The sequence below is a fragment of the Stieleria sp. genome, assembly GCF_041595215.1.
Taxonomy (GTDB): Bacteria; Planctomycetota; Planctomycetia; order Pirellulales; family Pirellulaceae; genus Stieleria; species Stieleria magnilauensis.
Genome location: NZ_JBFHKV010000156.1, coordinates 1 through 11,076 on the forward strand (window position 1 = coordinate 1; position 11,076 = coordinate 11,076).

General features: G+C 58.6%; 3 protein-coding genes and 1 pseudogene. All 4 read left to right on the forward strand.

Annotation, left to right across the window (positions count from 1 at the left end):
- On the forward strand, positions 1 to 686 hold a 686-nt coding region (locus tag ABX749_RS08505; RefSeq protein WP_372895602.1), incomplete at its 5' end, for a hypothetical protein.
- A 250-nt stretch (positions 687 to 936) separates the two neighbouring features.
- Positions 937 to 8,061 (forward strand): hypothetical protein, encoded by a 7,125-nt coding sequence (locus ABX749_RS08510; protein ID WP_372895603.1) that lies wholly within the window; start codon positions 937 to 939, stop codon positions 8,059 to 8,061.
- 85 nt (positions 8,062 to 8,146) lie between these two features.
- Positions 8,147 to 10,687 (forward strand): type II secretion system protein J, encoded by a 2,541-nt coding sequence (locus ABX749_RS08515; RefSeq protein WP_372895604.1) that lies wholly within the window; start codon positions 8,147 to 8,149, stop codon positions 10,685 to 10,687.
- 9 nt (positions 10,688 to 10,696) lie between these two features.
- Positions 10,697 to 11,076, forward strand: a pseudogene (locus tag ABX749_RS08520) (hypothetical protein); the annotation flags it as partial.

Genomic DNA, 11,076 nt, shown 5'->3' on the forward strand with positions numbered 1-11,076 from the left:
CCGGTAGCAATCTGTTTGATGCGGCCGTGGTGACCATGAAGGATCGTCAAGTGGTGACGGTGCCTGGTGCCGGTCCGGCGCTGGCGCACCAGCTGACACCTTATACGGCCACCGATCCCAGCATTGTCAATGCACCGCCGCCACCGGAAAACGAGTTGCTGTTCCCCGGCGAGCAGATCGGATACGTGTCGGTTTCGGACCGGCCCTTCGTCGGCGGAGGTGGTGGAGAGTTCAAGTTTCGCACCAGCCGCTTTGTGTTGCCGAATCTCAATAACAACGATTGGTTGATGCTGATGCGGCGCGAATACATTACCAATCCGGCGACCGGGGCCGTGGAACCGCGAGGTTTGAAATTCGCCTGGTACCAGGTCTCTGATGTGACCGGCGAGCCGACGGTGATCACGGATCCCAACAACGTCGTTTGTTACGAGACTCAGGTCTCGGTCCGCGGCCCGGATTGGATGTTTCATCCGACCCAAGTTCAGGCGTTTGGGACGAGTTACGCCGCGCCCTATTACGGCGCGCCCTCGCAGCCCAGCTGGGGCAATGCCCCTGCGTTCAACTACGACAACATGATGGACTCTACTGCCACGGATCCGGCGGGATACAAGAAACAAGACTATGGGACGGTGGTGGTGATCATGCCTGAGGTGGTCAGTGTGAAACCATTCCAGGTTCAACTGTGATGTGCCATCGCCGTACTCCGTTCAATCGAGTTGCCCGGCAGAATGCGGGCCGACCCGTTCAATTGGAAATGCAAGAATTGCATTTCGTTCACAAAGCAAGAATGCCAGTTCAGCCATTTCGACCTTGATGCGTCGAAAGCCTTTTCTTTTCAACACAGCGATCGCACTGTTGCGCGGGCGTGGCAAAAGCTGCCTCGTTCAACAGGGGCCCGGAATCGCGGGACGAAATTTGATGCCAATGTACAAGCCTATGAACCGACGATTGTTTCAATCGACTCGATCTCCCAACCGATCACGGCGAGGGATTGTCTTGTTGATCGTGCTGGGAATGCTGTCGTTGTTCACCGTGTTGGTGATCAGTTTTGTGGTCTTCAGTTCCCAGATGTCGGAGTCGTCGTACTCAAGCCAAAAGCGACGTCAGCAGGAATTGTCGCCCGTGCCACCGATTGAGAGCGCGGTCCTGCAGCTGATGATCGGTACGGATGATTCCCGCAGCGCCGCGTTCGGGGCGAGTTTGTTGGAGGACTACTACGGTGTCGACGGTCTGCAAATGCGGGTGGCGCATCGTTTGACTCAGCCATCACCGGCGACCAATTCCAACCCGGTTCCTCCGCGGGCGGGTGGGCAGTTGCTGCTGCCGCTCAACGGCCAACAAGAACCACAGTCGACGTTGTTCAAGTTTCCGACGAACTGGGCCCGTTGGCACTACCCGAACCCCGATTTGCCGGGCCAACCAATCAGTGTCCCGCCGGCACCGGGCACGGTCACCCCGGTCACGCAACCGTTTCGAGACCGATTGCACACGGAATTGGACGATGCACTGACCGGACGAATCGTGACCTTCGATGAAGGTCCCTTGCAGAATCGGCCGTTTCGAATCGTTCGGTCGTTCGGAACCGAGAACGGTACGCCGGACCAGGGGATGAGTATCAGTGACAACACGGAATACAGCCTGGCCGGAAACTTGGTGATCGATTTGAGCGAGTTCGGTGACGAGGTCATCACCCTGGATGGCGTCTCCGAGCGGCTATACGTCGTCGCCCAAAACTTTCCCAATCGATTGTTGTACAGCCCCGGGCCCGACGGCCAGCCCGGCCGCGCCGGGGTGGATGATGACGGGATCAATGGTCAAGACGATGCGGGTGAATTGGGGGCTCCCAATAGCGACGACTACGGTTATCGCTTTGTGGTCAACGGATTGGTGTTCAATGGAGCGGGCCTTAATCCGGCGGGTGTGACTGGACTGCGCCGAAACGGGGCGGTGATCGATCCGACGGCGAACATCGAATTTACGCTCAACGCACGGTTGACCGGTTCGGACTACCAGGGTGGAAATACAGCCGTCGGCGAATACCCGCAGCAGGACGAAGCCTGGGACGCGGCCGATATGGAAAACATCTTTCTGGCTTGGCAACCCAGTGACCATCGTCGGGTCGATACCGGATCGGCCTCCTTCGTTCCCATTTACAACGGAAACAATGCGGCGGAACTCAATCGGCAACTGGGGCAGAACATCATTCCGTCGTTCCACCGGCCATCGATCATCAACTTCGTGATGAACGCCCCGATTCGGCTCGCGGGTGAACCGGTGGGCGCCGGGCAAACGTTTGCGCAAATCAAAGCCAATCCGACGGATCCCAATGCTCCGGCGCGATTAGAGAAATTGATGACTCAGATTCGCCGAGCGACCTTGCGACCGCTGAACTTCCCGCACTTTTACTACAACGCCGCCGTCAGTGATCTGAACAGTGACGGTGACCCATTTGATGGTGCGCCAGAGTTTTCGGGATCCAACCCGGTCTCCATCTTGGCCCGGCCGATCGACTTGACGGGGTCCTTGCCGAGCATCATCAACCAAGTGGAGCAGTTGGCGACGTGGTTGATCAACGGGCCTTGGGACGTGGACAACGACGGGGATGGACTGCCGGACAGCGTTTGGGTGGACTTGAGTTTGCCCACCGTCACCGCGCCGGACGGACTGGTCTTGAAACCGATGGTCGCGGCGTTGATCGAAGATTGGGATGGCAAAATCAATGTCAACTACGCCGGCAGTTTCAACCAACTGATCAATCGCCGGTTTGAGACCGGACCGGGTAGCTACACCAGTGACGCCCAGTACTTTGCCGTCAATCGAGCACTTGACTCGTTCGGGCGAGGCGGCGGACTGGGGCCGGCCGAGATCGACTTTTCGCATCTGTTTGCGCTGGAGCGGCTGCCGATTCGCAGCGGCTTCCTCGGCCCGATCCGGACCAATCAAGTCGGTGCACCGATCTCGATCGATCAAGTGTTGTTGACCCGCTACGGCAACCTCTTGAACGTTCGGTACGGCGGTCAACCCTACAACTACGCGAATCCGTATCCCTATTCGGCGCCGAACACCGCACTGGCCAACTTCCTTCATTACCCGGGTGCGGGAACGCGATTCGAACCGCGCGTGTTCACCGTCAGCCCCAATCCGGCGGCCGATCTGTTGTCGCGGATTCCCTTTCCTGGGCGGACCTTCGATCATCAAGCCAACTCCGTCGCGGGACGACCGATTGATATGACGGGGTTGATCAAGACTCGCAAGGATCCTCGGACCGGCACACAGACCTTTAACCAGCTGGCGACTGGAACCGATATCGGAAACCAGCCCTATGAGTTTGGTGCGACCGAGATTCGTGGCGACGATCAACCGTTTTCGACGGCCGAGTTGATTGATTTCCAAAACGGTGGAGAGCTGAACGGTCGACTTTCGCAGTTGCTGCGCGACGCCGCGAACCGCAACGAAGCGCTGCGGCGTTTGTTGGTCTCGGACAGCCGAAGCGTGGATTCACCTGAATTGCCGGGCGAAGACGGATTTGTTCAGTTTCTGGCCGAGAAACTTGGCACCGCCGCCAGCAATGCCCAACTGCATCGCATGTTGGCGTTGGAATTGCGAAAAGGGTCAAAGTTGAATCTGAATCGCCAGATCGGTAACGAACAAGATGACACCGGCGAAGGGATCGGCGATGAAACGACGGAGGTCGATACGTTCTTGGCCGTTCGTTCGACGGGCCCTGTCGTCCGGGAAGCGAACCTGGCCAACAATCGGTTCTCTCAAGAAGACGCGTTCCCACAAATCGTCGATGGTTTTGCCAGTCAGGCCAACGCCCAGGCGCACTACGGACCCAACACCGTCTACCGTCCATCGGCCACGACGCCCACTGATTTTGACGGGCTGGACACCGATGGAGACGGCATCTTGGATCAGGGTGATCTACGCGTTGATTTGGACAACGACGCGACCACTCCGCCGGTACGCGTGAAAATGGCCGATGGTGCCGAGTTGCTTGCCAGGCATTTGTATTGCCTGATGTTCGCGCTCATCGCGGACACAGGGTCGACTGCACTCGTGCCGGACTTCCCCTATCCGGGCGACATTGCCAATGCATCGGACGACATCAAGAACCGTTTCGTCGCGCGACGGTTGGCGCAGTGGGCGGTCAATGCGGTCGACTATCGCGATGTCGATTCAAAATGCACCCGTCTGCGTTATGACTGGAACCCGTTTGATTCCAACGGATTCGATTTGACGATCGCCGCACGCAATACGGTCTGGGGCATCGAGCGGCCGGAGCTGCAGATCACCGAGACGATTGCGACACACGACAAACGATTGAAACGCAACTTGGTCAAGTTGCCCGCTGGTGGAGCCGGATCCGGGTCGCAGGTGACACCCGATGGTGAGTACCCGCGCGACGATGATCAGTCCGATCCGACGATCGATTCTGACAGTGACATGGACCAGTTCCGCATGCCGCAAGCGAGTGCGTACGTCGAATTGCAATCGCTCGCATCACCCGTCGTGGGCAACGGAGAGACACAACCGAGTTTGCCAGGTGACTTGTACACCAACAACGCGTTGGACTTGGGACGTGTCGTGGGAGTGGGGACAAGGCGAAGCCCGGTCTGGCGATTGGCGATCGGCGAATCCGCCGGCAGCAACCCGGACAAAGGTGCGGCGAACAAGAGCACGCGCTGGACGTTTGACGCCGATCGGCTGCGAGATCTGACGAACAGTGGAATCGATGCCCCCAACTACTTGGACATGGACGGAAACCCGGCGACGGACGATTGGACGCCCAACTCTCAGGATGCCAACGTCACGACCTGGGACGAATTCCAGCGTCACACGGCCGACATCCGACCGTCGATTCGATTCGACACGCCGCCGGCGGGCGATCGTAAGGAATATGTCACGCTGTCCGATGATGACCTGAATCCGTTTACCGACACCGCGCCGGGCAACCTTGCTCGAGTCCAGCTGAAGCGATTTGTTTGGTTCACGAACCTTTCGCCGGTTGACTTGGCGGTCGTCACGGATGATCGAAGCGGGATGCGACCGGACAACGTTTACAATCGACGAAATGCAGTCAATCCGTATCTATTTCCTGGGCAATACGCGGTCGTTGCCCCGAGAGTTGAAACGTACTTTGGTCAGAAAAAAGGTCCCGATCCTACGTCGATGACGTACCAACCGACGGACCAGGTTCTACGCATTCGTCCTCAGGGCGGAAGTGGTTTCCGGCTTGACTACTACGCCCTGGGCAACAACACGACCAACCCCAACTCACCGAGTTATCCGGACGACGAGCCGGCCGACGGGTACTACGAGGTCGGCGGCGTGTTGCCGTTGATTTGCGAATCACTGTTCCCCCACCAAGCGCGCAACTCTGGCGACCCACCGTACGCTCCCGGAAGCAATCGTGCGGCCTGGCAACAGTACTTCACGAACTTCAATGCTGTTGAGCATGTGGACATGGGGTTCAACATCAGTGCCCCGTTGCCGAACGAGAACTTTTATATTCCGCCGACGCACCGCATCGCCAATGGTGCCCAGACCACGCCGTCGGGTGCCGCTCCCAGGCCTTACCCTCTGGTCGACGGATATCACGATTACGATCAAGAGGCTGAGCCGCCGGCCGGCAATCCGCCGTTCGTGATCGATCCTACGACCGGAAGTCACCCGGACGTTCCGCTGGATCACTTGCCCACCGCTCCGCTGGCGACCAACGAATGGTGGGCGGTCGGAACCCATCAAGAAGCAGCCACGGTGTTTGTGCAGCGGCTTGCCGATCCGACGATGCCTTGGCATCCGATCGACAACCCCTACATCACCGTCGATTTCATGCCCATGGATTTGACCACGTTCAACGGGGAGCACGACGTTCGCGAAACAGTCGACCGAATGAGCGGCGGTGCCGTTTTCACAGACGATTCGGTCGACGACAAATCGGATTGGGATGATACCAATGCGAATCAGTTTGAGCCGTTGGTCCGATTTGATACGCGTCGCAAGATTCCGGACATCGCCAACGATCGCGGTGCAACGGTTTTCGTGCCCCTCAACACGACTCCCAGCACCTTGGCCGACTACGAGCGAATCGTGGTGGCCAAACGCTCGCCATTGAGCATGACGACGAGCATTTTGCGTCCCACGGCGATTTCGGTTGCCGAAAGCACGAATCCGAGTGGATCGTGCTGGCCGTATGAACTCGGGTCGATGTGGCAAGACAATGGCACGTTGGAACCGAGTGCGACGGCACTGCGAACCGAGTACGACGCGGAACGCTACACCGGCAACTCGTTCGATGCCCAGCCGTTTGTTCAAACGCTTGGATTCGTTAACCGTGAATATGGCTATCCCGTGCGCAACACGTCGCCGCGAATTGTGGCGGATGATTTCGGCAGTCCGAGGTTCACGATTGGAAGCCCCGAAGGAGTTTTGCTGACGACGATCCCCTGGATGAATCGTGAGTACCAGTCGTCTTACGGGTTGGCGGATGTGCCGGCGGTTTCGCGGACATCCCTGTTGGAGACGTTCAGCCCCGGGACGATACGCAATCCCGCGAACCGGGAATTCGAACAACCGGTTCCGTTCCGGCATTTGCTCGGTTTCGATGTCAAGTATTCGCAGAACCGCGGTGCCGACACGACCGGACGGCAAAGCTTGGGGATCATCGAAGACGCGCCGGATGAATACGAAGACGCGCCGGATGATTTCACGGGAGATCGTGCGGGATTCGAGCAGATCTTTGACTATGTCGATGTCGGCCCGATCTGGTTTGACAGCCAACGTTGGTTTGATCCCGGCAAGATTCGGTTCCGACGGGATGTCGAGTTCGACGGCGGCAGTCAGGTGCAGGTGCACCGAATGTTCAACCGCGCCGTGGAGACGTTGCAACCGCCGTACAACTACGTCGGATTGCACCGGACACCGGGCAAGATCAACGTCAACACGTCGCCGGACTACATTCGAAAAGGGCGAAACTTCGTAGATCCCGATGCGGGCAATACGAATCCTCGCTTGGTGGGGCGTCAATTCTTGGACGCCGGGGAGGATCCGGCAAACCCCGACCAGCAGCCCGCCGCAGCGACTCGAAACGAGATCTACTCGGACCCCTACAACCAACAGCCCGATGGAAACGGATTCACGACCGCGTTCCGCAATTCAAGGTTGTTCGCCAACGGTTCGGTCTATCGATCCTTTGCCTGGGGCATTTCGACGCCTTATGAACTCGACAACACCTATGGCTCTCCCGCCACGATGGGTGAGAACAACCTGTTCCTGCAAACCGTGGATTCCGGATTTGGTCTCAGCTTCAAGGGCTTCATCGAAGCCAGACGGGGCTATAGCACGACGTTGCGTGGTGATGCATTCCTCAACGGATCGACGTTCTATGGCAATCCCGATCTGGATTGGCGCTATCCCACCCGGTTTGCCGGAGTGTTTGGGCCGGCGCGGGCGGCAGCGACGCCGTCTGTCCAACGGATGATGCGACAGCATGACCCGACCGGTTTCGGTGTTCCCCGGCGGACGCATGACATGATGCTGATGCGGCCGCATCCCGACTGGGACGAACGCATGTTGACGGCGGCGCAGCGGAACGCGGTGGCCACCGGCGCAATGGAACCGGACAACTTTGCCTTGGATGTCGAAGCGGCGACCAACGGCGGGTCGGTCACGTTGCCGACGCTCGCTCCCGGAAACCCGGATATCGCGCAGCTCGAGATTCCGCTGGTCAATAGCGCACTGTTTGAACGCCCGCAGGCTGAATTGCATAAGAACTTGCGCGATCTGGATCGCGATTCGTTCTTCCGCAATCAGAACACCGCACGGCTTCAGGGCGTGACGACCAATCACAGTAACGTTTTCCAGATTCGCCTGACGCTCGGTTACTTTGTCGTCGACCCGACGACCGGTGCGGTGGGGCGCGAATACGTCAATGAAACCGGAGAGGCCATCCGCAGTCGTGCCAACTATGTCATCGACCGAACCATCCCAACCGGATTCCTGCGTGGGAAAAACATGGGCGCCGAACGCATGATTCTCTACTCCGAGATCGTGGAGTGAGCGTCTCGTTTGCCGGAGAGGTTTTCGAAATTAGGACCGTCCCTGAAAGGGGACGCGCTGGTCTCCAATACACAGCTGATAACTCATGACGAATGATCTAAACCAAAACGCGCGACGTTTTCGGCGCACCGCGCGCGGATTCACGATTCTGGAAGTGTTGATCGCACTGACGGCTTCGCTGTTGTTGATGCTCGGTCTCGCCCGCGCCTACAAATTGCTGAGCAATAAAATCACCAATCGACAGTCCGAGTTGGATTTGAGCAGTCGGCTTCGTGATGTCGCGTTGCGGTTGCGTGATGAACTCGGACGGGCGACGTGTGACATGGTTCCGCCGGCCAAACAAGGGGCCGCGGAAGGTTACTTGGTGTACCACGAAGGACCGTTCACCGATTCCACCACGATCCTGGGAAGTGTTGCCAATCCGACCCCGTTGGCGGAGAAGTATTTTCCCGATAGCCGGTTTGGTGACTTCGACGACTTCTTGGCATTCACATCGACCGCCAAAGAAGGGGCACCGTTTGTCGGGTTCATTCCGCGCGGGATCTTGGATGCCAAGCGATACGCCAATCGCCAATTGGATCCGTCCGAAATCACGGCCTACAACAACACGCCCGGCTACGGGACTCAACTGGTCCCGTTTTATTCGGATGTTGCCGAAATCGCCTATTGGGTTTCGCCGCAATGGGAACGCAATTCCGACGGATCGCTGGTCTATGAAAACCAGGTACCGGATTCCGGAGGCGCCGTCTCGCTTTATCCCGTGTATCGAGACCGGAATGGCGATTTGCTGCCCGACCGTTTGCAACTGCATCGTCGGGTTCTGCTGATCCGTCCCGATTTGAATATGACGCCCAGTGAGATGAACGCCATCAATCGGTTGGCCAATCCGTCCAGCAGCGTGCCGACCACATCGGCAGGCACACGCAACGTGCCGACGATCCCCTTCCTGGTCGGCAATGGGACCGACGTGGAAATTGTGCCGATTGCCAACGAAGGCGGTGGGAACGTGTCTTTGTTTCCCAACAATACCTTCCTCAGTGCTCCCGGATTGTGGTCCGCCGGGCCTGCCAACGCCTCTCCGAACTGGTTGACCGGAATCGCCCGGCTTCAACAAGCGATGGACCTGTCGATCAGCCGTGTTTCAGATCGCTGGAGTGCGCCGGCGACCACGGTCGCGCCGGGAGTGACTCCGACGTATGGAATGCCGACGGCGGTTCTGAAAGCAAACTCCTTGGGCGAGTTGTCAAAGCCGGAGAACCGATTTGCTCATGTTCGGATCCCACAGTCGCTGATCTCGGGCTCGGAAGGTTCGTCCATGCCCCAGATCGCGCTTTGTCCGCCCCATCCCTATCTGATCGCACGCTATTCCACGCCGCCTGCTTTGCCGGATCCGAATGACCCGCTGATGGCCGCTGGTACGACACCGACGACGTTTCCGGCCCAGGCCCATCACGTTGTGGGAACTGCGCCCGGCGATGCGCCTTACCTGGATACGTATGGTCGTTTTACGATGACGACCTTTGTTCGCCCGGAATTTAATTTGGCGGATCGCGTGAGCGATGTTGGCGCGGGGGGAACTTCCGTCGCGTTGATCAACCGCGGCGGATCCGATGTCATCGCAGAAGACGTGGTCGGTTTTGACATTCAGATCTTTGACCCTTCGGCGCCTCGTTTCGTTTGGCGAGGACCCGACGGGGTGCCTGGCAGTGTCGGAAATGACGATGGCCTGACCGTCGGTGGCGTCGCAGCGGAGACGGAAGAAGAATTGGGGTGGCCTGGATCCGACGATGAAATCGTCACGGTGAACGATCCGCGTATCGATGAAGTCCTTGTCAACAACGGCAATCGCTCTCGAACGAACTGGAATCAATCGCCCGCGACCGTCTTTGATGTCGTCGACCGCGGCGACTTTGTGGACTTGGGATACTTGCGTTTGGCCGGCGGCCCGATGCGTGGATTGGTTCAGTTTGACGAATCCGGCAATGTCATCGCCCAGCCGCCGACGCCGACGGCGGTCAATTCACGCTACGAAGATTTTGCGAGCCCCTACAGCGGATTCGAATACAGCGGCAGCCCCAGCGTCCGGTATGGATCACCACCGACGGCGTACTACTCGTTCTTTCCGAAATCGTGGGAGCAGAGCGGGCGTTTTATCGTGTCGAGTTCCGGGGGATCCAACACGCTCTCGTCGTTCTATCAACCCGTCTATGACACCTGGACCGACGGATACGCGGCCGATGGGATGGATCAGGAAGGGCGATTTGCAGCGGCCCAATTCGGCGTCGTGCCGACCTTTCAGTTTGCCTTCGCAGTCGCCGGTGCGACCCCCGGCGTTCCGGGATACCTGGAAAGCCGCGTTGCCCAGGACAACTCCGGAACCGTCTCCAACCTGCAACGGCCGGTGAGTGTCCGCCGTTGGAGTTCGTTCGACGGATCGATCGGTAACCAAGGTGAGTTCACCGATCAGAACGCCGGGAACGAACAGATTCCCGAAAACCTCTCGACGACTCCGATCGAGCTCAGTCCACCCATTCGCGACCCGCTTCGCGCGATCAAGATTAGCATCCGAATCAATGACGTTGGCGCCGAGACGATTCGTCAGCAGACGGTGATCCAGGAGTTTTGATTCGACGTGATGGTGATTCGTCTATTGATCGTGGTTCTGTTGCTCGGCGGTGTGGCCGCGCGGTTGGTGATGCTCAACCAGACCCGCCGTTTCGCTCCGCCCACCGCGGGCCTGGACCGTGCAGACGTCAACCGCGCGGTCAGCGAAGGTGGCGATCAGGTTCAGCCGTATTGCTTTGCCGATGACGTTGCCGTCTTGCTGACCGTCGGCCAGGACGGACAACCCGGTCAAGCCGAAGTGGATGACAACCTCAATGGCGTCGTCGATGACCGTCGTGAAACGGGCGCCGTCGGCAGCGATGATGAATGCCTGGGACCCGCCGATGCGGGCTACCACGACGCGCTCGATAGGCCCGACACGCTGAGCATCTCCAAAGGCGGCTTTGTCGA

What these genes read in the sequence shown, in the direction of transcription:
- ABX749_RS08515 (WP_372895604.1), top strand. Translation starts at nt 8,147, where the DNA reads ATGACGAATGATCTAAACCAAAACGCGCGACGTTTTCGGCGCACCGCG.
- ABX749_RS08510 (WP_372895603.1), top strand. Translation starts at nt 937, where the DNA reads ATGAACCGACGATTGTTTCAATCGACTCGATCTCCCAACCGATCACGG.